Source organism: Halopseudomonas oceani (assembly GCF_002903165.1).
Lineage (GTDB): Bacteria > Pseudomonadota > Gammaproteobacteria > Pseudomonadales > Pseudomonadaceae > Halopseudomonas > Halopseudomonas oceani.
Genome location: NZ_PPSK01000015.1, coordinates 32,836 through 59,675 on the forward strand (window position 1 = coordinate 32,836; position 26,840 = coordinate 59,675).

Genomic DNA, 26,840 nt, shown 5'->3' on the forward strand with positions numbered 1-26,840 from the left:
AAACCGATGAGCAACGTATTTACATTCTTATTTGGGGAAATAGAAAAAGACATCTTCCTCGAAAATTTTTTCCAAAAAGAACCTCTTCTCATCAAGGGAGAAGCCAGCAAATTTCAAACAATATTTGACATAGAAACGCTTAACTCAATACTGAATACCCATGAACTAACCTACCCAAAAACACGAGTAACAGATCACAACAACACAATCCATAAATACAACTTAATCGACGATAAAGACCGATACGAAAACAACAAAAACGACATACTAAATAGAGAAAAAATCCTTCACGCTATCGCTCGGGGTGGAACCCTTGTTGTCGACAGAATCCAAGAGCACTGCCCAGAATTGGAAAACCTCGTAGACATGCTCTCTAACGAGATCCATACAAGAATCAGTGTTAACGGTTACTACACCGCAAAAAACAACAAAGGAGTTAACCCTCATTTCGATAGACACGATGTTCTGGCACTACAAGTGCACGGAAGTAAGCGCTGGTACTTTAAAAAAGATAAACACATACTAGGAAAAGCAATCCGACACCAACCGGCACCCGCTGTCAATGAAGAACTAACAGACTGGAGTTCGGTATTACTTGAGCAAGGAGACATATTTTACTGCCCACGCGGGCTGTGGCACTTTACCAAAACGGAAGATGAACACTCTGCACATCTTGCTTTTGGACTATACCCTCTTACCTTGGCAGAGTGGCTGCATCAACTGAAGAAAGATGATCAAATTTCCAGCCTCCTTGAAGAATACGTTCGCCATCCGTTTCAACCTGAAAACTCAAAAATTAGGCAGGAGGCAGTTCAAGCATTCGCCAGGCAGATGTTAGCTACGGCTGAGCAGCCGTTCGATCTAGGCTTGACATTTAGACCATACATGGAGCTTGAATAATGGAGCAAATATATTTCGTACTAACTGAACAATGTAATTTAACATGCAGTCACTGCATTAGGGATTCGTCTCCGTACAGAACTGAAACAGCCGAACAGAACCTAATCCAAAAAACCTTAGTTGAAATAAGCAGGTCTTACCCTCAAGCGATGGTTATGCTCACTGGTGGAGAACCCACCATACACCGCGATTTTGAAACGCTGTTAACACACAGCTTAAATCTAGGCCTAAACGTCACCATAAACAGCAACGGAACAACAGGTTTCTTTTCAGAGAGCAGCCTCAACAATTGGAAGGGCTACAACAATCTCAGCATTCAAATATCCTTAGATGGCCCGGATAGCGAGCACGATAAAATCCGCGGCGACGGCTCATACCGGCGTGCGCTAAAGACAATAAATACACTTCGCAATTTGGGATTCACCTGTAGCGTATCTTGCACCGTAACGAATATAAACACATTCGACCACATAGAGCCGTTCATACGCGACTTGGAAGATCTAGGGCTTGCCCATATATCTATAAAAAGAGCCACTTATGCAGGAAGGGCTTCCTCTGGAGTCGAGCTAACTACTGGAGATTGGAATAAAAAGATTCACGAGCTTCGTCAAGGTAAATGGAACACTAGAATCATAGCATTCCCAATGTATGACTTTACCTTGCTGGACGCCATTGACGAAGATTCACTTAAAAAATTAGACCTACCATCTTCGGTAAAGAACTGCGGAGCAGGAACTTCAAAGATCTATATATACCCAAACGGAGATGTTTGCTCGTGCACTTGCTTTAAATCCCTTCCCATGGGAAATATATATAAAACCACGCTACCGAATATCTTACTCAATCGCTTGAAAATCAGCGTCACCGATCCGACTTGTGTGCAGTGCCGCTACTTTCAGCTATGCCAGGGCGGCTGCTTGGGCAGTGGGTATCAACACACTGGCGTACTTGGTCATCCAGACCCTCGTTGCCCTCGACACCAAAAAGATCAATTGATTCCGAGCCAGAAAATCGAGGCGAAGTGCATATAGACTCTGCATACTATTCAACCGCTGCAAGCACCGATGAAGCACACTGCTAACGCTCAATACCTAGAGCCGTGTACACCAGACGATACACGACGACCCGCCAGTACTACACTTATCGTAAAAAGATGACCCTATCCATGTTATTTGATCAGTGTAAGTAGCGCCAAGACGAGTCCGGTTACTTCACCTATTTTCACCGCCTTAGAGCTGGGGACAGCCTCAGTTCTGCTATTTTTTTTTGATACTTCGTATACAGACGCCCGATTGATTAGATCATCAGTCCTACTCAAATCTGATGCCTTATCCAAATTTCGGGAAACTGGGGTAGCGTCTTCGCTTGCACATTCAAATAGGCTTTGGCTTTCTATTAGCCCGAAGGTTTCATCAATAGGACGTTCATTCTTTCTTTTACTGGAAAGCTCTCTTCTTGCCAGTCTCACCAGCTCCGCGGATCTAGCTTTTCGCACGGAAGAGCTCAGCCTTGATTTAACGATACGTACCTCAACGTCCGGTCGTTGGATAGAGGCATTGGCTAGCGTTTCTGGGAAATCCCGTCCTTCCGCTACAGAAGGGACATTCTCATCGTTGGACCGGTTCTTATAACGATACGCGGCCAGCCAAGCATCATATTCATCAAGTTTTTTAAAAATATTTTTAATTTCCCGATCAAACAAACCGAAATCGGGTTCATAACCTAACTCGTGCACTAGCTTGTTTCGCGAAGATATAATAAGTCTAGCACTACGTACAACCTCCAGTGGCAGCACACTCTCCAAGCTACCAACAATATCATGTAGAGATTCACCCTTTCCGCCTATCGATAATAGTCTAGTATGTAGAATCTTAATCGATGATAGAGTTCGACGAATATCAGAGTCGTATTTGGCAGCCTGAGCAGCGTCCAACCCAGCCGTGACGACTTCACAAAGAGAATTGAACGAATATAAATCTACGCTCTTCTCATCCAAAACTTCCGCCCTTACCACAGCCAGCTTACGAATATTAAATAGCAAATCATGACCAATCAAAGCTTCGACACTTTTAGCTTTTGAAACAAGCCCTCTCCCAGTTGCACCCAACAACTCTAGCTTTGACTCAATCAACTTTGTACCTTCTAAAACGACGCCAATCATCGGTCCTCCACACTCCAAGCCCCAACCATAACTATAATATAAAATTCAAAGTCGCATCAAATTCGATAGAAAACAAAAAACATTCAAAACCGTCTTAAAACCAAGAAAAAATTAAACACAACCATGCCAATTACGCACATCAATTAATTTACCCCACATCAAAACAGAAGCAAAAATTAATAAATAAATAAATTTACTATTCTCTGAAAACCCCTGAAAATCGGCAAACCCATAACCAACTCGAATCATGATTTCAAGCACACTGCCCTACGAAAAACTTAGAACCCCTTTTGAAGATGTGTCGTTTCCTTTCCGGCGCTATCCAGCTGCACCCGGACCCACTCAAACACCTGTTCAGCACCGATTACACCGCCTTGATGAAGTCTGATATCTGGATCAAAGGCCGTTTCGAGTAAATCAACGCCATGCAAACGCGAGCGAGCAGCACTCAGAAGAGCCTCCAGATCGGACGGTCGAACCAAGTCCACCTTGTTCAAGCACACTAGTACCGGACGCCCAAAGCTCTGCAAGGAGGACAGCATTTTCATATCCGCACCGGAAATACCACGATTCACATCAATAATCATTACAAACAAATCGGTATGATTAAGTTGATCCTTAGCCAAAGACTCCACTTCCGGGCGGTAATCATTAAATCCAGGAAAATTCACAAGCTGAATCGCCCCCGTCCCTCCTAAATCATATACTTGCATGTCACTTGTTGAGCCCGCCACCGGACTAACGTTGCCCGTATTCAAACCAAACACGCTTTTAAATAGCGAATCCTTACCAACGGATCCATCACCTACCACCCCGATGTTGATCCGCTTAACAACCATCTGACGAAGCATAGCAACATGCAGTACTGCAGGAACTGTTTTGCGATAAGCAGGCCCAGCCAAGTCAATTGCGAGCCAAGCTCCAGTCACGATCCAGCCAATCGGACCTATCGCCATTCCGATTGTACGACTTATAGCGGCATTAGCCGCAAAGGTTAGACCTCGCCCAAGAACCGCGCGCGAAACCATATTCGCCAAGATCAAGGATGATTTATAAACGGCGAACCCGCCATAATGGCGCGCCAATTGCTGTACCAAAATCGTACCGGCAGAACCAAATGGTACATCCATCTTTGTAATCCCTATCGACCCCATCAACTCCCGCTTTTCATCTTCTGACATTTGATCTAGAGCATCAGCAAACAGCTTTTCAATTATTGCCTTTTCGTTTTCCTCAATAGAATTTGATTCATTTACTTTCACCTTAAGCTTACGGCCCACATCAAAAACTATCTCGCTATAGCCAACGCCCTGCCCTCCCCTAAAAACAGTCGCGAAATCATTACTGCCCATCCTGCATAGATAAGAAGCTATCTTCTCAGCGTTCTCGAGCGTCCTATCCCTTGCATTTAATTCCAAATCAGATTTATCCATTTTTAGATAATCAGCGATAGGAGCCACATCCGAAGCGCCATATGCGAGCGCGCGCTGCAGAACCTCTACCAGGGTAAGACTCTTCTTTTGTACCGCTTGCATTTCAGCACCTGCCTTTTTCAAAAATAGGGGAATGCGTAACTAACTAGTTACGCATGAGTGATGTCACATTAACGAAGATCAAAGACATAACCACCTTCATCCTCCCTTCTTACAAAAGTCAAATCGAAATGGGCTACTGTCATTCCTGCAAGCCCTCCAATAGCGGCACCCGCTAATACACCATAGCCCCCCCCAATCGATAGCAGGCCTGCCAGACCGCCAGCTGTCGCGCCAACGCATACACAGAACTGCAATTTCGCAGCGTCTGGAGTAACTACAGTAACTCGGACCCTGTTCTCCGCAGCGAACTGCCTCAAAGCGTCATACACCCCCTCCATGAGCTCCTCATCGATCAAGAATTGACCTTTCGCTCGTGCGGCGATGAAAGCCAGAATCTTTTGTATGGCATCACTTGATTTGATTTCGATAGTCATATTCTTCACTCCGCATTTATCCATTCCACAAACCAGCACATGCCAGAACCATGCCAAAAATTTAAAATCTTTATAATCAATGACTTAAGAACAACCCCTTGAAAAATAGCAAAAAAAAGTGTAAAAAAATACACCTAATGATTCACTTTGTGGACTTTTATATATGGATGTCAGAATAATTAGCTTGGGATGTCTAAGCTCAACACTCCCTAAACCAGCCTATCAAGCGCTACGGCAGGGTAACGAGCTATCCATTGAAGGGATATCAGATGCACCCCAGCTGTATGGCATGCCTCCCTTACAACGACTGGTATTTCAAACACAACATGAAGAGTGGTCCAATTCCATTTGCAAGGTTTTCTCCCACGAACTTAATAAGTTTGCTGAATGCATTAAAGTAGAACACCTAATCAGGAGCGGCCCATGGCGCGTCCTATCACCAGAGGGTGAGTTTTTGTTTCCCTTCGACACTAATAAGGAGCTCGACAAATATGACGCATCCCTTCTTGAAAACAGTCTAAAACCCCTTGCCCTTAAGATAATCAAGCGAAAGACTCTCCTTGTAATCCCTAACGACCAAGAGAGTTCACAGCCATACCTTGAAAGCGATCTGCTTAACAAAATCGCAGACGAATTAATCCATAACTTAGGCAATGAATCGCCTTATAGAGACATAGCTTTAATTCCGCTACGCAGCAGATCGCAATCATCCACGCTCACAGCAGGACTTTTTGATGCAGTAATGAATGCGCTTTTCTGCAGAACAACCCAACTCAACTTCGCAAGCCGACTTCACCAGAAGGAGGGGCCGCTATTAATAGAGGGCGCCACCGGCACAGGAAAAAGCCAAGCCGCATCATTAATTGCCAATACGCTAAAAAAAGATCTGATAGAAATCAATCTAGCAGCTCTTTCTAACGAACTAATTGAATCAAGAATAAGAGGATATAAAAAGGGCGCGTTCACTGGAGCGGAAAAGGATACCCCGGGTTTTTTTGAAGAAGCTGACGGTAAAGTCCTGTTTTTAGATGAGCTTCAAAGTACAGCTCTAACCTCGCAAACTCAACTCCTTGACCTACTGAGCGCAGTCAGCAACCGTGTCAGAGTTGGCCGAATTGGCGGCGACAGCACAAGACGAGAATATACAGTTAAGGTGATTCTAGCCACGAACAGGCCTGCAAAGGATCTGCTATCAGAAGGTGTACTCCGTGAGGATCTATTCCATCGAATTAGAGATGTTGTCAGTTTTAAAAACTTAAACCAACTTCTAAAACAAGACGATTATCAGGAGCTCATCAAAAAGCTACTAACCTTGTACCGGTGGAAGTCTCTTGCGCCCCTTGACGCGGATATTCCAGAAGTACGCACAGAGTTGATCTTCCCTTCTATCGATCCAGGAATCTTCAGCCAGATTAGGCAAGCTAACTGGCCAGGAAACTTTCGCCAATTTGAACGTTTTTCCTACGATCTATACTGGGCGCTCGAGACCCAAAGTTCCCCTGAAATATCGAGAGATTTGGTTCGTGAACTTATTAAGCGCGAGGCCGAACGATTCTTTCTTCCTGATGAAGCTCCTGAGAAAAAGCCAACCACTGGACCAGCTCGCAAAGCTTCAGTAGTAGAAGATGTACTAACTCGCAATGGTATGGTTATATCTAAATCACTACCAGAGCTTGCCGATGAGAAACTTAAAAGCCGTAACACACTAAAAACATTTATACTCAGAAACAAGGAGTATTTCAGCGAGCATTTCCTAGAAGACTCTAAAATTCACGATTTCATTAATAGTAAAAACTCAAGGCAAAATAAAAACTCGCACAGCCGTTCACTCGATCAGGATGAAATCAAAAAAAATAACACTTAATCGTCGTCATGAGAAACTCTCACAAAGGTCACACTAAACTCCTTGCACTGCCTATGCTGTTGCAAACGATTAGCGAAGTTGAATGCGTCATTTAGCTCATAGCGCTGAAACACGTCCAGCCCCCGGCCAAGCACAATTTTCCAGCCAGTGTCAGTCGTGATGTCGCGATCGTGCTTGGTACCGCTGGTGTCATACGCCCAGCTGAATTGAATACCAACGCCTTCGCAGGCGTCCGCGATTTTCTGCAGGCTTTCTGACTGGCGATCTCCGTTTGTGTCATCCTCGACGGTGACCACATGCACTGCGACCTCTTCGCCCGGGCTGATTTGCTTGCTCACAGTTTCCATCAGCTCCATGAGGTTGCGTAGCTGATGAAACATACGCAAGTAGGGGTCAGTGATAACAATACGCTTTGCCCCACTCAGGTACGGGCCAAAAAGCTTGTCGAACGATACGCCACGCTGGTTTTCTTGGATCACAATGTGCTGAGATATCAGCTCCGCCGACTCCGCTGCTTTTGCTGCAGATGGGGCTACTACTTCTGCAACCTCGTTTCTTTCAGTGGTAGCTGTCGGGTTAGCTTCTGCCAAAATATCTTCGGTAGGGGCGTCACAGGCTATTCGGCGATGGTACTGATTCGGATATTCACCCTCCTCCAGCGTACCGACAAGCTTCTCTTGCCCGCTCTTATCAAAGTACGCGAAACGCACCTCGGGATAGGTACTGTCAATTCGTAGCAGTTGATCCTTAACGCGTTTTCGGCCTTCGATGGCGCTCCGCAGCACCTCTTCCACTTCGGTCTCGGTCGCCTCACCATGTGGAAAGAGGATCTTCATCAGGCCTGAGAAGGTTTTGTTTATTCCATCACGGTCGCGTGTCGAAATTTCATCGGATAACGAGAACAAGCCCTTGTAACGGTCCGAAAAATCATGACTACGAAGCGAGCGCAGAATTTCTGCCAAGTAGTCCACGACAAAGCCATAGCCACTGGAAAACATCTCACCGCGGATCACATCCACTTCCCACCCTGGGATGTAGCTATGCAAGCGGTCCAAGAACGCCGAATCATGGAATTTCTCGGGGAGCGGGTCGAACAAGTCGCTGTGCTTGAGCATGTAGGGGACGGTGTGATCAGTATTACCCACAAACACCATACTCGCCTCTGCCCCGAGGGTTTCCACCCCTCGAGAAAAAGACTTGTTGGCCATGTAGTTTTTCATGATGTCGACTAGCGCCTTGTCCACCCGCTTCTGCTTGCCTGCAAACTCATCGAATGCAACCACATCCCAATACCCAACCAGGCCGAGCTTGCCCGTGCCGTTGTGAACAAAGAGTTTAGGAACAGTCACCTCCCCCCCGGAGATCAAAATGCCGTGAGGAGAAAACTCCGAGTAGACGTGAGATTTGCCGGTACCTTTTGGGCCCAGCTCGATGAGGTTGTAGTTTCGCTCGCAAAAAGGAATCAACCGGATCAACTGCAGGAGCTTGTTCCGCTTGCCAAACATCTGAGGATTAAACCCCACGCTTTGAATCAGCAGGTCGATCCATTCGTCCGTGCTGAACTGCTTACGGGCCTCAAGGTACCCATCAAAATCGAATCGCGATATCTGGATTGGTTTAAGGGAAGCCAGCACCCAAGGTGATGCAGACTTGTCCTCTGTGTACTCATACTCCAAATCGGCAATACACCACACGCCCCCGACCAGAAGCTTCTGGTGCGCCTTCACGGTGCTGGAGTCAATCAGCACTTTTTTTACACCAAGGTTCGCGAACTCAGCTTCGTAGACGTCCTCCTTGTCATTCAGAGAAACACTAACCCGGTCGATAACCTTGTGTCGGCCCTTCTCCTTGATGGTGGAGCGAACCAGCCCCGCCTCGTTACGATGCACATAGTGCTTTCGCAGGATCTCCTTGACCGTATCTATGCCACTCTGGATTGTCGACTCATCGTTCGTTGCGCAGTACTGGCCCAGCAGGTATTCAAGAACGTAGGACGGAACGATAGCGTTGCCCTTTACAGCCTTGACCAGGTCTTTGCGAACCACCAGTCCACCAAAGTGCTCATTAATTTTATCGTCAAGCTGACTCATGCTAGCTCCGGTTAAAAATCAAACTCACTGGAGAATGAACGACGAATCGTATAGCGAGTGGCTTTGTACTGAGTGAAATGAGAGGTACCTTCCACTTGCTCCTCAAGCCGCAGCTCAACCTGCTGATTGTTTACATCGTCAGCCTTGCGGCTGAGCAGTAACCGTATCGACTGCTCGCGCTCGCGTGGACTTTCAGAGACAAAATCAAAAGTCAGATCGTGCGAGTCAGATATCAGATCGTTATCCAATGTGTACAGCCCAAGCCGTAACCGCCTGGCCTGTGTCTTCTCAGTGACTGGTTCTGTCTGATAAAGCACCACCGCCACTTGTCCTGTTGTAATGGTTCTGCCGCCACCGCCAATGAACTCAACATCGACCTTTCCAACGTCGCTTTGACGTTTTTTATTAATTCGCACAACCGGGATCACGACCTCCTGCAGTGTCGCACCGCCATGCACAAATCGACTACCCGAGCCTTTTAACCGCAAGCGATTGATCGATTTTGGAATCTGCACCCCTAACGTTCCGCCAAGGCCTAGCTGTTCCGGGGTAAATGACCTGAATCCTGGCTGTTCACGCAGGCCATGTCCCAGCACAAATCGACGATCACGGTAGAGCACCTCATCTCCGTCAGGCGCACTGCTCAGAAAATCACTTTCTGAGAGAGGACGATGCTGGTAGATAAACCCGTGGTCCGCCGTAACTAGCAGATTACTCGCGTTAGCATTGGTGAGTTTCTTGATAAGACGGACCAGCTCAGCCAATGTTTCTTCGGCTGCTGCAAATACCCGCTCTTCGGTGTCCCGAGTATCTCCGGTCTTGTCGATCAGATTGTGATAGACGTATACCACATCGTTTTCCCTGAGCAACGCACGCGACTCATTCTGATTCATGGTCATCAGATCTTTGGCAAGAATCACGGTCGAGCTTGGCACCGCGCTAGCCAGGATCTTGGCGCGATTTGCTGAGCCTTGGGCACTAAGCCCATCAACCAAGGCGTCTCCACTATCATTTTCGGCTAGCTGCAACACCTGATTAGGTAGCAAAGCCGCCATGCCTAGCTGTGTATAACTAGGAAGCATTGACAGCGCTGGCTCCAGGCCGGCCTCAAAGCGATCCTCTTGCCGAATCAGACTCTGCAGTTCTTCAGCAACCTCGTAGCGGAACGCATCCGAGATCAGGACGCAGACTTTAGTCTTGCGCTCCATAAAGGGCTTTACATAACGGCTGAAGAAATTCCGTTGTAGCATCACCGGCGCAGCTGACCAGGTAGAAGCTGAGTCAACAAACTGCTGCCAACGATCGTTGAGGCGAGTCAGATAGTTGTTGGTGTACTGGTTCTCAACCTGGTTATTAAGCTCTTCCAGCAAGGATGCTTGGCCAGATTGACGCGAATGGAAAGTAAATTTCCGATACAGCTGGTCCAGCCTAAACCAGGTTTTGGCGTACTTATCCACGCCATCGGCCAACGAAGACATTTCCAGCTTCGCCATGTCCAGCGTCTGCAAAAACTGGGAGGCATGACCTAAGGCAAGATACACATCTTCGAAATTAGAGAACCAATGGCTCTGACGTCTTTGGCGAACAATCTGCGCCACTTCCGCCGAGCTGATGGCCCCCGTCACAATGTCGCGCACCAGCTCGCTCAGAATTTTGCGGTCAATCAGCTCAAAATAATCAAGCTCTAACAACGCCCGGTAGCCGAGCTTGTGTAAATGATCATCAATCCTGAGTACTTTAGCGCACTCATGCGACAAACGTTCAAAGCTACTCTCGTGGGAGCGGCTATCCTTCCAGCGTCTAAGCAATACCTGCGCCTCAGCTGACAGGCGAGCTTGGTAGCCGGGATCTGTTCCCATCATAAAGCACGCCTTGAAGAGCTCAATCACGAAGTCGTGCATACCCGGTTGCTCCGAGACATAGCCGTAGGCACGCTTCATGTGCTCCCAGAGAGTGGCGCCCAAACCGCTTGCGTCGATCAGTTTGATGCAGCCGCTCTCGGAGTTCGCCAGTTCAGCTAGCAACTCCTCGACAATCACGTCCAGCCGAGGTTCACAGCCCGCACACACTGCAAGCATTTTGAATCGCAGCTTGTTGTGCGAGTCATCGGGCTCAAGCAGTTTCTGTAACTGCTCACGCCGCTTTGCGGCGGCAAAAAATGCGGAATGTTCCTCGAGGACCGGGTAGCAATCTGGCCCTAACGCCAGCTCAGCCAACCACAGCGCAACCTGATCGGTACGGAAGGTACTACCGCTGGCCAACTGCACATCAAGCAACCAATTATCCAGATATGCAGGCTCCCCCCCCTCTCGGTAAAGCAGAAACTTTTGCTCTGGTTGCTCCCGCAATATGCGGTACTTCACACCGAACTCGTTGTTAACCAGCTCGATTTTTTCAACGCCAGGCAGATTCAGAGACTCGAACTCTTCACGAAACTCCAGGCGGTGGTCATACCAAAACACCAGCCGCTGCTTTTCGAATAGATTCGCCAGCGCCTGAGAGACTCTTGAACTGCTCATGTCTCAACCTCAGCTTCTTCCTCATCATCTAACAACGCCTCCTCAGGTGTTGCCAGTGCATCACTCACAACCACATTGTGACGCAGACGCTGCAGAAGAGCCTCACGACGGGCTCCATAAAATCTAAAAAAGTCTTTGAAATCTAAGCTGGCGCTATCATCCAGCAGCAAGTCAGCCTGCGTCACGCCTGTGCCTTTGTTTGAGATCCACTCATCCAGGGCCATGTCGTTCTTCGAGCGGTTCTGGGATGCATTTAGCAGATGTAAGTTAGCAATCGAATTCCAGTTGAGCGGATTTCGGTAGAACGCCATCAAGTCCGCGTCCTCTTTGAGAAAAGCGTGGCCAGAAAGTGAGACCTTGGTAAAAGCGCTTTTGGGGTGCAGATGATCGATATCCAGCTGCAGATTCTCATTAATTTCCGGGAACAAAAGGCTCAAAACAGAGCGACAGCGAGGATCTCCATACTGGATATCCAGCAACCCCCTAAGATACGCCTCATCAAAGCGCATATCCTTGTTGGTTCCTGTGAACGCCTCAATAATCTCCTCAAGAGGGAACGTTTTTTTCTCAAGGTGCCTTGTGAGCAAGCGCTGCATTCGTGACAGCACACCGTCTGCCTGGCCGCCGAATATACCTCGCAGCAAAACCATGTGCAGCCAACGCGATAGGGCCAGTCGCTCATCGCGCAGATGGTTCAGATTCGTGATGCTCAAGTAAAGCGGCTGGTCTTTGAAAGACTGTTTATACAGATAGAAGGCCAGCGGAATCACTGCGTTCTTTGCTCTCAGCGAGTGGTCGTTAAACCCAAGCCTGCGCAACAAAGTGAACGTTGCAACGATGCAGGAGCGGATTTGCTTCCATTGAGACTGGATGATACTGACCCGGTCAGCATCAAAGTTCTTGACCTTAAACCGGACGTCCGCGTCTGTCAGCATCAAGCACGTCTTCAGAACCCAATCGCGGCCAATCGAAAACTGCATTTCAGAGCTCTGCCTCACCTCGGCAATCAGCTCGTCTATGTCTTTGCGCGCATCGCCCTCCCAGTTCGCGATGGCGATGGACATCAGCAGGTCCGAAAAAGCCAGAGGTGTACCACCACTGTTGGTGCGGATGAAAACATCAAGGACGTAATCTATGTCCTGGCTTTCTTCGTTGTAAAAGTGAATAACCTCCGCGCGCCGCACCAGGTAGTACAAACGGTTCAGCGCTTTGATGGCAAAACTGTCGCCAGCAAGGCCCTCCTGCTCCAGGTACGGAAGCACAACCTCCAGCAGAATTTGATCATCTGATTTCACTTCAGGGAGAGATAAAACCTTGCCCACCTCAAACCAGTAGGATGTTGCATCACTCTGATACGCAGCAACCTGCTTCTCTGTCAGGAAGCGGAAGTCGTAGTGAACCATTGCCTCGTTATCATCGCCGTCCACACCTTTACGCAAGTTCAAATAGAGCCGGCGCGGTGGAAGCGCCTGGTCGTTACGCGTGTTGGGCCACCAGACTCGGGGCTGCTTGTAGGCATAAGTGCCCTTCAGACCGATATAAATTGAAGTGAGACGCTGCTGCCCATCAATGACCGCCTTGAAGTCCTTGAAGTCCCCCTTGGTCGCCACATAGTCGTTCGATTCCTTAAATCGTTGGCAATAGTCGGTGAGGAAACTGTAAAAACGGTACTTGTCCTTGATCTCGGGGCTCGTTACGTCCCAAAACATAAAAGTGTTGATAGGATAATCGCGCATCAGCGAGTCAAACAGCGTACAAATTTGTTGGGTAGACCAGACAAAATTGCGCTGGATCGCGGGCAACAAAAACGTTCGGTCATCAATATTGCGTATAGCTTGACGAATAGTGATTGCCCGCTCAAAACGGCCTGCCATATCAGCTTTCCTTGCTCGCTAGCCCGGGGATTTTTTTCAGTGCATCCCCCAGCTTGAGATAATTGACTTTAACACCATCATCCAGATCCAACTCGAGCTGCTGCGTAGCTAACGGATAGAGCGTGTCACGCTCGTAGTCGTCCAATTCCAGCAGTTGCTTTTTGATGGTCTCGGATTCCTTGCCCGCTTTGGTTTTTTCTGCCTGACCCGCTGAAGGGTTGATAGCCACCTGTTTCAAGTAGTCTAAGCGTGAGGCAAGCTTTTTACGGAAGTCACGCAGGTAGCTGAGCACTACGCTGACGGTGTCCGGACGGTAACGGTGTAGGTAGACCAATGCGCTGAAGGTGCCCTTGGGGCTGCTGAACAGCCAGTAGATGGGACGCTTCTTGTAGCGCTTCACATGGTCGGCATAGAACTCGCCCAGGAAGTAGTCGCGTAGGCTGTAGTTGCGCTTGCCCTTGACGTTGAGCGCCTGCTCGATGAAGGCCAGGTTGTCTTCGTAATGCGCATCGCCAAAGGCCACACGCAAGAACTGGCGGAAACGCAAGGTGATGTCGTCCGGGAACCAGTCGCCATCCAACAGCGGGATCACATTGTCGTCATCGGCCGGGAAGCTGGGCTGTGGCACTTGGCTCAGATAGTCCACCAGCGTTTCACCCTGGTTGGCCAGGATCAGCCCCGGTTTGTCGAGGCTGTAGCGGCCGAACATGCAGCCCACGGCGTAGCTCACCAGCTCGCGCATGGTGTCGGCCAACAGCATCGTCTCCAACTCCTCCTCGCTCTTGTCACCGCCGTAGCGGTAGTGCGGATTGCAGGTGAGCGTGACCTCACTAAGGTCAACCTTCTCATCAAGCTCATCCTGCAGGCCGTAGGCGTCAATAAAGATGCGATTGTTCTCCTGCTCCAGGAGCTGCATCTTCAGCGTCATCTCGCGCCAGTAAGCGCGGAGCTTCTGGTAGCTGGCCTGGAGCATGGGCTGGCGGTGGTCGGGGTGCAGCAGAGCGAGTCCGATGAAGTCCCATGAGACCTCGTAAGAATCCCAATCTCGGCGCGAAAGATCAGTTATCGATTCGATGATCTTGGTGACGTCAACTGATGCATTGGGAAGTGGAATTTTCCCAATATCACCGGGGTTGGCGTTCAGAGTTGGGTTAATTGCCTTACCCAGAACGACGTGCGCCTTCGAGTTCAAAAGCCCAGCATATAGGCTTGAATCCCCGTCGCAGAACATCGCATTCGACGCGGAACTAAAGAGGAATCCTTTGGGCAGCATTCTTATAGAAAATGCACCGCTGGTGATTGACGTCCAAGAAAGGCCAGGCTTGAAGATAAAGTCTAGGTTTAAGTTGACGGCACGGATGCGTCCGCTCTCGTGCTCCTCAGTCTGTAAACGGTGACCATCATTTTCCCAGTTTACAACGTCATCAAAATTCCCATACCACTTCCTGTATTCACCTCCATTGGCATACGGAAACCATCGAAGGCACGACTTAGCCGCCTCAGACCTTGATTGACTGAATCCAATGCACTGTATAGAAACCTCATGCCATGACCGCACAAAAACTGCGTTGAGCCCAGTTGCCATTCCCTTACGTGTGGAGCAGTCGTTAGAAATGAGGTGTCCTTTTTCAAACGAACCGATAACGGCATCCGACAGCCAATAGGCAACAGGACTCCCTGGAATCTTCTTGAAGTCCGCTGCCGAAGCCCGAAAAAAGTACTTCTCCATGCCCTGCTCGCGGCCGCTGTTTTGGTGATCACTCATTCTTTCTCTCCCGCCGGCAATACCTTGCGGCCAAAATCAATTTCAAATCCATCCGGCACCGGTTTGAACGGTTTGGCCGGGGAGCGATAGCTGCTCTGGAACTGGCGCAGCGACCGCACGTCAATCTCGCCGATCACGCAATAGTCGGTCACACCGCCCTTAACTCGCAGCACATCACGCTCCCAACTGTCTTTTGCGGGGGCGCGGATGCGGCTATCACCGTATTGGCGGTCATTGCACTGGATGATGTAGGCGTGCATATCCAGCGCAGCGGACTCCACCAAGGCATTGAAGGTCTCGGTGTCCTGGTTCCACTCAGGCACAAACAACGCGTCCACCTTGCCGCGAAGGCCGGCACGATAGCTGATGTTGGTCAGTTCGCTGCAGATCAGCAGGGCAAAACGCAAGTCACCATGCTGCAGAATGGGCGGTGTTCGCCACGCCTTGTCAGCTCTCAACTCCAAGCCAGCCAGACGCTGCAGCTCCCGTTCCTCATGCAGGGCTGGGCGCTGTTTGTCCTGCCGATAGATCATCAACGAAGGGAAGCCCAGGCCATCGTGCGACAGCGCAACCCAAACCTGGTTGCGCACGCGCCCTTTACTGGCGTGCAGGTATTCAATGCCAGTGATCAGCGAAATGCCGCGCCCCTGAAGCTTGCGCGCAATACGGATGAACCAGTGCGCGGGCAAGGCCAACTCGGGCAGAACTAAATAACGGCTTTCCCTTGGCTGAGCAATCACGCCATCCAACAGACGGCAAAGGCGTGCGTAACGCTCAGCATCGGGATCGGACATGCGCATGACCGAGGCCGTCCAGCTCGCCATCTGCGTTTTCCAGCTGGAGACGGCGATCCCGTACTTGGGCTGGGGCTGGCCATCCGGGATCTGTAGCACGCCGTGCTTGTCGAAAGCGGGCGCTGCATCACCAAGCTCGAAGCCGCGTACAGCGAGGACGACAGCTTGCATGGCCCCGTGCGCCGCAGCATCGTAGGCCGCCTTGTTCAGGATAAACAGCTCCGGCAGGTTGTAAGGCCGGGTGGCAAACAGCAGCCCGTGCGGCAAACCTTTGAAGCGGATCCACTTGGCAAGCACTTGGCTGCCGTCGAGCACGGTCTCTGGCAGCAAATCAGCCGCATGGGTGCAGGATGCTGCGGCCTTCTTCGCAGGGATGCCACGCTGGGCCACCATTTCCTCGGGCAAGCCAAGGAAGCGGAACGGCATATGCGCCAGATCGAATGAGAACAGCCTTGCTTGCTGAGTTTGGAAGCCCTTGATTGGGAACAAATACCAATTCAGGAAAGCATCGATATTCGCCGGTGCGTAGCCCTCCATATGTGCCAGCCAGGCCGCCTTACCGTCTTTCGATAGCCGGGGCGGGAAGGCTGCGCTGATGCTCTCGCGTACCGTGCTGAAGAGCTGCTTTTGCCAGCGATCGAGCATTTCGCTGTGGCTTGGTTTGTCTTCTGCGGGGCACGCCTTAATGCTGAGCTCGCAACCTTGTGACACTTGCGTACACAGTTGCTCCAGCCCCCGCAAGATCTGTCGAAGGGCTGAGAAGTCTTCGCATGCCGTAGCGAGGCGAATAACCCGAGGCAGGTAGAGCGACAGATCAAAAAACTGTGGCAGCACCAGCACGTGCTGAACAAAGGCACGGAAGAATGCCTGCCGATGCTCGCGCCACGCGTCTGGCTGCAGGTCACGTTCGTAGGCTTCAAAGTCGCGCAGCTTGATGGCAAAGCCCGCGCGGCGCATGGTCAGGGCATCCGCCTTGCGCAGGTTGTCGGCGGCCTCACCGTCGCTTTGCGTGGCGGCTAGCAGATCGGTAGCCACGTGGCTGGCTGCGCGCGGCAAACGGGGCATGGCGCGCCATTCGCTGGCGCGTTGGTGGATCTGGTGGGCGATGGCATCCACCAGGGTTTTACCCGGCTCGCCCGCCAACATGAACACCTTGTTCTTGGCGTTGGCAAAGCGGATCTGGCTGTCGCTCAAGTAGCTGGGCTGAAAACCGATCTGCTTATGCTCCTCGCTCGGCACCCACGCCAGCATGCCGCTGGAGCGGGCGAACAGCCACTCCCACAGCTCAGCCGTGGAACGGAAGCTGGCACCGTTCTCCATGACCAGGAGGATGTCATCTACATAGCGGCCGTAGTACAGCGGCGCAATCTGCTGCTCGACGACGCGATCCAGCTCAATCAGCGCAACGTTCGCCACCACGGCTGAAGCTGGCAGACCTACGGGCAGGCCCCTCTTCAGCGGCGTGGCTGCCGCCCATGCCTGCAGCGCCTGAATGAAGAGGCGATGCAGCTTAGATTGAGCGGGAGACAGTTCCAGCCCCAGCACATCCGTAACGAAGGCTGGATTGAGCATGAAGCCAGGATTCAGCTCGTGATAGAAAGAGCTGACATCCGCCGTGAGCGCTACGATCTTCTTGTCTGCGTCCAACGCAGTACGCATGGCCTCGATACCCTGGTCACGCCAGTCGCGGAAAGGCTTCAGGTACGGCTGAAAAGAGCCCAGCGAGAACGCATTGATGCCTTTCCCATCTTGCGTGCGACGCAATCGGTTGCCATAGGCACAGTCGGTCAACTGGGCATCGAACAGATGGCCAACCTCCAACATCCAGAGGGTGGACAGCACATGAAAGTCCAGGCTGCACTGGGCCATCACTCGAAATTCGGCTTTGGGCTTTTGGGGATGTTCGCCTTCAGCCAGAAGGCCACAGGCATGGGCCCACTCCTCGGCCGGAGATGAAAAGATCAGGCCATTGCCATTCTGCTTGCGATACTCATCCCAGCAAGACATGTCCACCGACTTGGTGGCCAGAGTCCAGCCGCCGATAAACTCGGGTTGAATGACCCAGGACTCATCATCGCTAAGCAGCTTCGCGAGCAAAGCAGTCAGGTTGGCATGGAGTGCGTCCTCGTAGTTCGCAATCGCGTCCAGCGATGCATGAGACGAGTAGTACAGGTCCACCTTGGCTTTGCGGTAAGCCAGGCCTAAGGCTTGGAGGGAAGTCATGCGCCCCTCCGGTTTGGTGTCACAATCCGTGCTGAATTCTGACGTCTCATCATTTCAATGATGTTCCCCACCCGGCGCAATAAGTCGTCATAAGTCATGATGTCGAGCATGTTGGCGTATTTACGCCGGATGATTTCAAAGTCAAAACGCTGCTGCCCCACAAAATCGTTATCACGCCCGAGCAGGATCATTGCCTTGGGATTGGTGATCTTGAGCTCAATCCAAGTTGGCAACTCACTTTTCCGCTTGTTGTAGATTTCCTTCTCACCCGCGTGCCCCCATTTACTCAGGTGGAATAGATATTTTTCCGCCTGCATGACAGATCCGGCCAACTCTTTCTTCGGTGTGTGGCTGTCACGGTATGTGCTGCGGGACACCATTGCATTCGGAAAGGGCTTTTTGACTTCGATGATGTCGATGTTGCCATTCGCATCGACCAGCATCAGGTCGATGTAACGGTCGGTGGTTTTGGAAGCATTGGTGTAGAAGTCCTTGATATGGACATTCTCAAGTACCGCAACATACTTGGGGAAAACAAACAACAGCAAGCCCAATATCTTGGCCTGCCAGTCCTTCTCAGAGTACGCATCCACCTGCTTCAGCATGGACTCCAATTCTGCATGAACATACTCAAACTTTTGCAGCTCAAAGTTGGAAACAATGCTTTCACGGGACGCAGCAGGGAGCTTCTTCTTGCGCTTCAGGTACTGATTCAGCTGGCCTTCGGCATCCGAGATCGTTCCAAAATAGTCTTTGAGAACCCGCACAATACGGGCTCGGGCGTAATGGGTGAGCTCGGTGCTGGTCGGAAAGGTTTTTAGAAGCTGCTCAAAATCCGCCAACGGGATGGCGCTTTCGTTGTCACCGCCAACGACGATAGGTTCATCAATCAATTCATCGATTCTTCGGAACACCGAAATATCGCGCTGCGCAATGAATGTGCTCGGTACCAGCGTCATCCCTCTGTCGAGCAGAAGGTCGTGCTTAAGGCCAAGCACGTCACCATTGATCTTGTAGTAGCCGTCCTCCAATAGGCCGAGCAAAAAGATGCGTTCGCTGTCGTCCCTCTCTTCAGAGGATGCAGACTGGGTCAGCAGATCTGCACCAGTGAAGGTGAACGTGCGGCGCAGAGTCACTTCGCCGTCTTGCCGCAGCTTCTCATCGAGCCAACGCGCATCGTTGAAGCGATCAGGCTGATACGTCAGTAGCAGTTGGTTCTCTTCGGCGAAAATACTGATCACTAATCAACCTCACGCGTGTCCTTTGGCCCGCCCTGAATCAGAAAGGCCTTGAACAGCTGGATCTTGCTGGCGCCGTTCTCGCTGATGACGATGTTGATGCCCGGCGTGAAGTCGATGGCCAGATCGGTGAAGGCAATGAAGTTCTTGAGCTGCAGGTTGGTGATCATGCAACCCTGCCTTGAACGATGGCCTTGGCCATCATTTCCATCTTTTCCGCTTCCGAATTGCCATCCACCAGGCGCATGTAAGCGCCCCGGTAATCGGGCTTGTGGGCGTTTTCCAGCACAAAGGCTGTGGTCGAAACAACTTCACCACCGATACTGTCGAAGGCCCGTGCACCCAAGTGCGCCATGGATAGGATGGTGTGCTGATTCAGGATGCGGCTACGCAAAGACTCGAAGGAGGAAAGGAACATCCAGCTCTGCATGGTGATCATGGCAACAGCTCCTCCCTTCACCGTCAGATCCAAGTTGCGCTCGATGAACATCGCAAACAGGTCGGATTTGCTGCTCGGGAACTTCTCCTTGGCCCAAGTGCTCAAGCGAGGGTTCATGCCCTTACTGCCCATGTAAGGAGGGTTAGCCACGACTACTGCGTAGCGCGGGCTCAAGGCATCAGCCATGCGCAGAACAGTCAGGACTTTCTTGTGCGTCTCGGCCAGGAACAGGTTGCTGCTCATGTCCTTGCTCTCCAGCGTGGCCAGGACATCTGCCACGTTGGCGACCTTGGGCACAATCAGCGAGCCGAAGTTGTCGGCTTCACTGAACTGCTCCAGCGTTTCGCGAAGGCCGTAGGTGAACAAGTCACGGCCGACAAAGCTCATATACTCGTCCAGCTCTTCGCTGCTGAAGCTCACCTTTTCCAGCACGCAGATGTTCGGCCTGACGCCTTTATTGAAGAAGCGCCGTTGACGGGTACGGGCTTTCATGGTGAGCGCGAACGCAGCCAACTCACCAGCACGCTCATCCAGCTCGATGCCGAAGAGGTTGTGGGTGAGGATCTTTTCCGGGATCTCAGCCGAGTCATAGCCCTCTTCTTCGTACATCGCATACAGCAGGTCGAAGGCGTAGGTGAGCATGTGACCGGAGCCGCACGCCGGATCGCAGACTTTTATGTCCTCTGGTCCGGTGATCTTGAGGAAATCACTCTCTGGCTTCTCTGGCGGGATGTAGTACTCCATTTGCTCTTCTAGCCGTGAGTTGGGCCGGTTGAGCAGCCAGAGTCGGCCCAGCGAGTTGTCCACCAGATAGCGCACAATCCAGTGCGGGGTGAACAGCTGAGTGGCCGCTGGGATATTCTCTGGAGTGATCTTCTGATTCTTCTTCAACCCCTCGAACACAGCGTCCTTCTTCTCGGAGATGTAGAACTGGTAGAGCCAGCCGATCACCTCGACATCTTCGCAAGCGTCGGGCGTCATGGCCTCGCGCGTGTAGGCCAAGATGGAATTACCCGAAAGCAAATCGTCGGGCATCAGAAGTTCGGTGTAGTCGTCGATGCGCTCGAACAGAAAGGGCATCGATTGGTGCCAAGCGTTGCACGCAGCAACTACCAACAGGCGGTAGGCTTCGCCTTGCGAGTCGTTGCTTGGTGCGCGGCCCGCTAGCAGATCCAGGACCTTCTGACGAATCTGGCTCGGGACCATCTCTTCGTCGATATGCCCCATCTTGGCTTCAGCCAGGATCTCAGGTTGAAACTGCCCCTCAGCTGGAGACACTACGCCGATGCGGGTGTAGCGATTTACGTCCATGAAGCGCAGGGCACAGAAGCGGTTAAACCAGGTGTAGGCAACACGCTCTTCCACATACTCGCGACCGGAGTTGCTGATCAGCTTTTCCAACTCAGCCACTACCTGGGCTCTCTCACGACGAGCAGCACTCTGCGGAGCCAACACCACATCCAACTTGCCACTCACCTGATCAAGCAAGGTGCGACGCGCGTATTGGGCAAATTTCTTGAGTTTGCTGGTATCCATCAATCCCCCACTCAGCCATTCAACTGAACGGCCCTAGACTTGGCCTCGCACCTGACGGGCCAGTTGTATTTATTCCGTGTCAGATCTGCACTCGGTTGCCGGCCTGGATTTCCTTCAGCCAGGCTTCACGTTGCTTATCCAAGTACTCGTCAAGCTCCGTTTCACTGGTCAGCCAGGGCTTTGCGTAGCCGACTTTGATGTGACGAGACTGCACAATGCGCGTCTCCGCCACATCCCTCACGGGCACATGTAGTGGTCCGTCGGTGCTTTCAGGCTGATCGGATGGTTTCGGTGGCTCCACCTGAGGCGATTTCGGACGAGCCAGTTGCTCCAGCTTGATTAGCAGTTGGGGATACTGCTGTTCCTCGAAACGATTACGCTGGTCGCGAATAACCGCAATCAGCTTCTGACCTTTCAATTGTTGCTTAGCTTGTAAGAAGGGGGCCGAGAGCAGCTCTTTGTGGTCTTCAGCCAGCGCTGGGTATCCTTCAGCTCCTTGGAGACGCTGTTCCAGCTCATCAAGTAATTGTTCACTGGCGCTCTGTTCGTTTGCCAGCTGACTGGCAATCGCCTGTTGAAGCGCTTCAAGCTGCTGCCTGACCTGCTGCAGCTGATTACCCTGCCAAGGCTTGGCATCTGCCAGCACATCCAGAATTACGCTAACTTCAGCGGAGTCGACGTAAGCAAAATTGTCCTGTTGCTCCTGAACAAGCAGGCGGGCTTGATCGTATATCCCTTTCTGTGGGCTTTTCATAAAGCGCCGCACAGGGTCGATGATCTGCTCCTTAGCGTCCAACAGCTGGTCTTCTGCCCGGGAAAGGTCTGTCAGGAACCACGCAGGACTCTGGGCGGCGACTTCCTTGAGTGTGGCCAACACGCCGTCCAGGACGCCGAGGAAGGGGTACTGCACCTTCTGCCCATGAAGCTCAGCCAGGTCAATCTCCATCTCCTTAATTGCGTCGATGGTTTCCCGGGCTAGCGCGCGGGCCTCATTGCTGCTTGCCGGCTCGCCGACGAAATCAGCATAAAAGTCCTTGAGTGCCCGTACTTGGGACGCACTGAACTCAATCTGCGGCTCAAGTACCAAGGTCGCATGGGCATTGGTATTGCGCAGGCTGCGCTCCAGTAAATCCCCTTCCAGCGGATTGCTATCCTGACGCACCTCTACTTTCCCACGCGCAAAAAGAAGTGCAAGGTTGCAGAGGATAGCCGCGTAGTACCAGCCGTAACTTTTGCGCTCAAAACGCTCCAGTAGGCTTTTCACCGTTGTCCGAACACCGCTACGGGCGTTGGTCTGGATAAACGCCAATAGCTCCTGCTCCGGCTCACTCAGGCTGGTGGCATCATTACCAAGCAGCCCTTCCTGCCCCTGGCGCAGGTACTTACCAATATCGGCCTCGCTGAACGGGACATCCCGCAACATACGCAAGTTCGGATAGGTGGTTTCGATCAGCTGGAAAAAACCTTTCAAAACACGAGTTTGGCCATCGGTATTAGGAACATCGATATCGGCGGCATTGATAATCAGTTGCGCACCGGCCAACAGCTGCTTCGCACGCTCCTGAAGATCCGCCGAGCGCTCGGTATTCTGAAAGCTTTTGGCATCGAGGATGCGCTTGACCGACTCCTGCGGCGTGCTGCTGTTCTGACGGATGTAGGTCTCAGTGCGCTTGTACATCGTGAGGTCTTGCATAAATCGCGCATCAGCCGGCAAAACAACACGAAGCTCATCACGTCCCATGCTTTGCATACGCTGCACGGTGAGGTTATCGAAGTTGTCACTCAGCGGTGTTACAACGTGGATGGCAAGCTCTTGCTCACGACTTAGTACCTTATCGTCCATCTTGCGTGTATAAGCGTAATCCTGACCGTTTTCATAGCGGATTTTGCGCTGCTTGATGACACCGTCAAACAGTAACTTCTCCAGCTCATCAAGGATGTCACCGGTCTCAGCCTCGGTGTTTTTGATTTCTTCCTCGATATCTTTTTCTTCGTCCGTCAGGTACTCATACAGCTCGCCATTACGCTGGATGTACGTCTGCTGCTCCAGCAGGTTGAGCGCCGCTTCGAGCTTCTTGCGCTGGGCAGGTACATCTTCACCAAAGCCCTCCAGCATCAGCACACCAAGATTGCGTAAGGTGGCTTTAAATTCTTTCACGTATTTGACCAAGAAAAGCGTCTTGAGCACGCGAACCGCATACTCATCACCCAAGTGGTGCTCCGCTGTACTGATTGCGCTTTGGATGGCGCTTTTCAATGCGCCGCGAATACCCTCGAACATCCGATCGAAGGTGGCCAGTTGACCAACTGGTTCGTTTTCAATGGCGATCGCGACTTCGCGAAAAACACCCAGCATTGATCGCTCACCGACTGAATTGGCCTTGCCTTCAAACCCGTTATGCGCAGAGATTCCGCGGATAGCAGCCTGGAACAACGGAAACTGGTAAGGAACAAATGGATAGCAGTAGGTAAAGTGCGCAACATCCCGAAAGTTCTGATAGGTCTGGGCACCATCCGAGAACTCGAAAAGGGTTTTGAAATTGTTCACCTGCTGTTCGTATACAGCCCCCAGAATGTCTGCACCAGTCTGGTTTTTGGTCAGTAGCCTGCGCTGAATCACCTCGGCCACATCCGCACTGGTTAACTTCAGGCGATTGGAGAATCGAGCCTGGATCTTGGTGAAGTCATTGCTCTGCTGCTTGCTAAGGTCACCAAGCACAGAGTTCATATCCTCTTGAGCTGTGACGATGATCCACGCCCGCCCGTTGCACTTGGTCGCGAGGCTTTCAGCAACCGTCTGCAGGTTGGTCATCAGTTTGGTGTTTTCTGCAATGTACTGCCCAACTTCGTCGACAAAGAAATTCAGACGGAAATTGGCTGGCTGCTTGTCCAACCACGCCTTCACCTGGTTACCGAAATCCTCAATCGAGACGCTGTATTGCGTGCGATATTTATCAAGGATGCCTTTGGCTATGGCGGGATCTTCACCCGTGATCTGCGCATAAGCCTTGGCAATGCTGCCGGACTCCAACAACGCCTGCTCGCGCCCCCGCTCCCAAGGCTTGTTGGCGATAGCCTGATAAGCCTCCTTGAAAGTCTGAAACTGTTCGCGGCTGTCCAGATCACGCTCAAACTGGGCGATGTAGCCTTGCTTGCCGAAATAGCCACACATTTCGTTGAAGACTTTTACGAACACCGAGAGCAAGGCATCGATCTGCGTTTTGCTGATGATGTCGGCCTTCTGATCGATATTGAAGAGAATGCTTTTCGACGGAATGGCAACGGCCTTCTTCAGCTTGCTGCGTAGCAGCTCGTCATCCTCATCGATCTTGGGTAGGAAAATACCCAGTGCCGAAGAACCATCAATGGTGCGATTTTCCAGAAGCAAGGCCAGCATCTTCAGAAGGTGCGACTTACCCGACCCAAAAAAACCAGAAACCCAGACACCGTTTGCACCGTGATAGTTGGTGTATGCATCAAGGAAAGCCTCAAGCCGCTTGGCGACCTCGTCGGTGAGCACATACTCACTGAGCTCGTTATACAGACTCGCTTCATCATCAGCCTTGATCACCCCCTCAATGGGGCGACTGACCGGGTTCAGGAAAATACCGTTGAGTTCCATCTACTGCTTCCTCAAGCCTGAGTCTCAAAAATGTTGAATGCACGGTAGTATTTGTCGTCGTGCAACAAGCCAAATAGTTCCAACGAAGCCCCCTGCTCCAGCGAATACCGGTACTCACCGGGGAAGAACATGACCGTCGGTTTTGACTTGGCAGTGCTCTGCAGGTTGTTCAGCACATTGTGCGAGCGAATGTAAGGGAAGACCTCTCCGATGCCGGAGAGAAACAAAACATCGTAATCTGCTGCGGCGATACGCTCGCCAATGGCGGGGATCAGATACTCCTCAATGCCCAGGACATTTTGCAACGTTTCCAGCAACTGATCTTTCTCTGCCTCGGGTTCAACAGCTAGAAGGTCGTCCCAGAGGCTGGTCTCGTCGCTACCACCCTCTCGGGCCTTGAGCAGCTCGATGGATAGGTCGTACAGGTTAACTTCAAGCACCTGAACACCTCGCCCATGCAGGCAAGGAACACTCATATTCGCCAGGCGGGTCACCAGTTGACGACGGACACGATCCATCTCAAAGGCTTCTGCTGCCTTAAATTCGCATATGTAGAATGGCAGATCATTATTCAGCCCTCTCATCTCAAGAAAGCGCTGACCACTGATTACGCCGAGCAAGTGATCGAAGCGAACCGCCATTGGCTGTTCGCTGATTTTCCGGTTTATTGAAGCCAACGTACGATCTCCTGATCTGTTGCTGGATAGATCAGCAACTCTTCCTTGCCCTTCTCTGCCAATAGCTGGGCCAACGCCGGCGACAGTAGCGCTGGCTGAATTTGCATCGATTCACTGAGCAAGTCAGCCTCTCGCAACATCCGAAAGAGGTTTTGCTTCAGTTTTTTCTGCGTCGATTCAGCAATCTGATCAAGCTCAGCGTGCCAAAGCGCTTTTCTACTCCAGAATGAGTCGAAGTCAACCGGTGATAGGGTGCGCCGCCTTACCAACAGATGCTCGCGCACTACTTCAGTCGCGAACTCACGGATAAAAGCATATCGCCGCGCGCAGGCAGCCCACAGAAGGTAGCCTAGATCTTTCCTGTTTCCCTCAACCAACGCCTCAAGCTCTCCGACATCCAAGAGTTCAAGACGAGCAACAATCTCCTTACTTATCCGCATTGCTGCAGCGGCTGTGCGCACCTGGAGCAAATTCTGCTCACGTACTTGATCGCGCGTACTCTGCCAATCACGGCTCAAGAGGAAAAGCTCCGCAACCATCGGCGACTCCTGAATAAACAGCCCGCCGGTAGTGAATGACAAACGGTACAACTCAGACATCCGTGGCCTCCGGCGTATCATCGCTGGCACCACCGGCCTTAACCCAAGCGTCGACCTCTGACCTCTGAAACTTCCATAAACGTCCCACCTTGTGCGCTGGCATGCGCCGCTTCGCGATCCATGCATAGACGGTATCCTTGCTCACACCCAAGTGCTCGCCGATGTCCTCCACACTCAACCACCGATCAGTCATTTTCCTCCGCCCAACAGGCCGCGCAAAACCATGACTTTATCAGATCAAAGAGGGTTAGACCGGATTAAACAGGAATAGCCACTACCGCTAGCAGTAACAATCATTAGGAAAGGTCATCCATGACCAAGGGATCCTTCCCTGCCCACTCCCAGCGGGCACAGTTGGATGATATGTCGCGTTAGCTGACAGACCAATAATGGTCATGCATACAGGTCAAGTTTTCAGGCGGATGCTGGAACCTGCGCATCGCTTCTTGAAGGCTCGCTACTTGGTCGCTTACTTAGTCGGTTACATAGTCGCGACTTGCTGTGGGGCAGCGATTTTGCGGCTCCTAAGCCGTCGACCACCGTCGAGGGAACATCAGCAAAGCAGCCGAC

General features: G+C 51.4%; 18 protein-coding genes. 3 read left to right on the plus strand and 15 right to left on the minus strand.

Going from position 1 to position 26,840, the window contains the following annotated elements:
- Positions 1-6: 6 nt before the first annotated feature.
- Both C1949_RS14420 and C1949_RS19850 read left to right on the plus strand, forming a co-directional pair.
- Entirely contained in the window at positions 7-900 is an 894-nt protein-coding gene (locus C1949_RS14420) for a cupin domain-containing protein (protein ID WP_104739181.1), read from the plus strand.
- Positions 900-1,931 carry a radical SAM/SPASM domain-containing protein gene (locus C1949_RS19850; protein ID WP_104739182.1) on the plus strand — a complete coding sequence of 344 codons (1,032 nt, stop codon included), beginning with the start codon at positions 900-902 and terminating at the stop codon, positions 1,929-1,931. The genes C1949_RS14420 and C1949_RS19850 overlap by 1 nt, the downstream gene beginning before the upstream one ends.
- A 137-nt stretch (positions 1,932-2,068) precedes the next feature.
- Here the strand turns inward: C1949_RS19850 and C1949_RS14430 are convergent, their stop codons facing one another.
- The 3 genes from C1949_RS14430 to C1949_RS14440 form a co-directional block, all read right to left on the minus strand.
- Entirely contained in the window at positions 2,069-3,061 is a 993-nt protein-coding gene (locus C1949_RS14430) for a hypothetical protein (RefSeq protein WP_104739183.1), read from the minus strand.
- A 278-nt stretch (positions 3,062-3,339) separates the two neighbouring features.
- Complete coding sequence (locus C1949_RS14435; protein WP_104739184.1) at positions 3,340-4,596, minus strand: GTPase; 1,257 nt, start codon at positions 4,594-4,596, stop codon at positions 3,340-3,342.
- Between the two features lie 68 nt (positions 4,597-4,664).
- On the minus strand, positions 4,665-5,030 hold the full coding sequence (locus C1949_RS14440) for a hypothetical protein (protein ID WP_104739185.1): 366 nt from the start codon (positions 5,028-5,030) through the stop codon (positions 4,665-4,667).
- A 163-nt stretch (positions 5,031-5,193) separates the two neighbouring features.
- On the opposite strand from C1949_RS14440, the gene C1949_RS14445 reads away from it, so the two are divergent.
- The gene (locus C1949_RS14445) at positions 5,194-6,894 is read left to right on the plus strand and encodes a sigma 54-interacting transcriptional regulator (protein WP_104739186.1); all 1,701 of its coding nucleotides are present in this window, start codon (positions 5,194-5,196) and stop codon (positions 6,892-6,894) included.
- Here C1949_RS14445 and brxL read toward each other — a convergent pair.
- The 12 genes from brxL to mads1 all read right to left on the minus strand — a co-directional run bounded on the left by brxL (position 6,891) and on the right by mads1 (position 26,463).
- The gene (gene brxL, locus C1949_RS14450; RefSeq protein ID WP_104739187.1) at positions 6,891-8,984 is read right to left on the minus strand and encodes a BREX system Lon protease-like protein BrxL; all 2,094 of its coding nucleotides are present in this window, start codon (positions 8,982-8,984) and stop codon (positions 6,891-6,893) included. The genes C1949_RS14445 and brxL overlap by 4 nt on opposite strands.
- 11 nt (positions 8,985-8,995) lie before the next feature.
- Positions 8,996-11,503: a BREX-1 system phosphatase PglZ type A gene (pglZ, locus tag C1949_RS14455; protein ID WP_104739188.1), complete on the minus strand. Its 2,508-nt coding sequence runs from the start codon at positions 11,501-11,503 to the stop codon at positions 8,996-8,998.
- Positions 11,500-13,377, minus strand: coding sequence for a DUF262 domain-containing protein (locus C1949_RS14460; protein WP_104739189.1), 1,878 nt, complete (start codon positions 13,375-13,377; stop codon positions 11,500-11,502). Before C1949_RS14460 ends, pglZ begins: the two co-directional genes overlap by 4 nt.
- A gap of 1 nt (position 13,378) precedes the next feature.
- Positions 13,379-15,142 (minus strand): BREX-1 system adenine-specific DNA-methyltransferase PglX, encoded by a 1,764-nt coding sequence (pglX, locus tag C1949_RS14465; RefSeq protein ID WP_104739190.1) that lies wholly within the window; start codon positions 15,140-15,142, stop codon positions 13,379-13,381.
- Positions 15,139-18,159, minus strand: a complete 3,021-nt coding sequence (locus tag C1949_RS14470) for a reverse transcriptase domain-containing protein (protein WP_170063086.1) — start codon at positions 18,157-18,159, stop codon at positions 15,139-15,141. Before C1949_RS14470 ends, pglX (C1949_RS14465) begins: the two co-directional genes overlap by 4 nt.
- Positions 18,156-19,400: a Shedu immune nuclease family protein gene (locus C1949_RS14475; RefSeq protein WP_104739191.1), complete on the minus strand. Its 1,245-nt coding sequence runs from the start codon at positions 19,398-19,400 to the stop codon at positions 18,156-18,158. The genes C1949_RS14470 and C1949_RS14475 overlap by 4 nt, the downstream gene beginning before the upstream one ends.
- Positions 19,400-19,567, minus strand: a complete 168-nt coding sequence (locus tag C1949_RS19450) for a hypothetical protein (RefSeq protein WP_170063087.1) — start codon at positions 19,565-19,567, stop codon at positions 19,400-19,402. Before C1949_RS19450 ends, C1949_RS14475 begins: the two co-directional genes overlap by 1 nt.
- Positions 19,564-21,372, minus strand: a complete 1,809-nt coding sequence (pglX, locus tag C1949_RS14480) for a BREX-1 system adenine-specific DNA-methyltransferase PglX (RefSeq protein ID WP_104739192.1) — start codon at positions 21,370-21,372, stop codon at positions 19,564-19,566. The genes C1949_RS19450 and pglX (C1949_RS14480) overlap by 4 nt, the downstream gene beginning before the upstream one ends.
- 79 nt (positions 21,373-21,451) lie before the next feature.
- Entirely contained in the window at positions 21,452-24,994 is a 3,543-nt protein-coding gene (brxC, locus tag C1949_RS14485) for a BREX system P-loop protein BrxC (protein WP_104739193.1), read from the minus strand.
- 11 nt (positions 24,995-25,005) lie between these two features.
- Positions 25,006-25,635, minus strand: coding sequence for a DUF1788 domain-containing protein (locus C1949_RS14490; RefSeq protein ID WP_170063088.1), 630 nt, complete (start codon positions 25,633-25,635; stop codon positions 25,006-25,008).
- 23 nt (positions 25,636-25,658) lie between these two features.
- On the minus strand, positions 25,659-26,270 hold the full coding sequence (locus C1949_RS14495) for a DUF1819 family protein (protein WP_104739194.1): 612 nt from the start codon (positions 26,268-26,270) through the stop codon (positions 25,659-25,661).
- Positions 26,263-26,463 carry a methylation-associated defense system helix-turn-helix domain-containing protein MAD1 gene (gene mads1, locus C1949_RS14500; protein WP_104739195.1) on the minus strand — a complete coding sequence of 67 codons (201 nt, stop codon included), beginning with the start codon at positions 26,461-26,463 and terminating at the stop codon, positions 26,263-26,265. Before mads1 ends, C1949_RS14495 begins: the two co-directional genes overlap by 8 nt.
- Positions 26,464-26,840 lie beyond the last annotated feature (377 nt).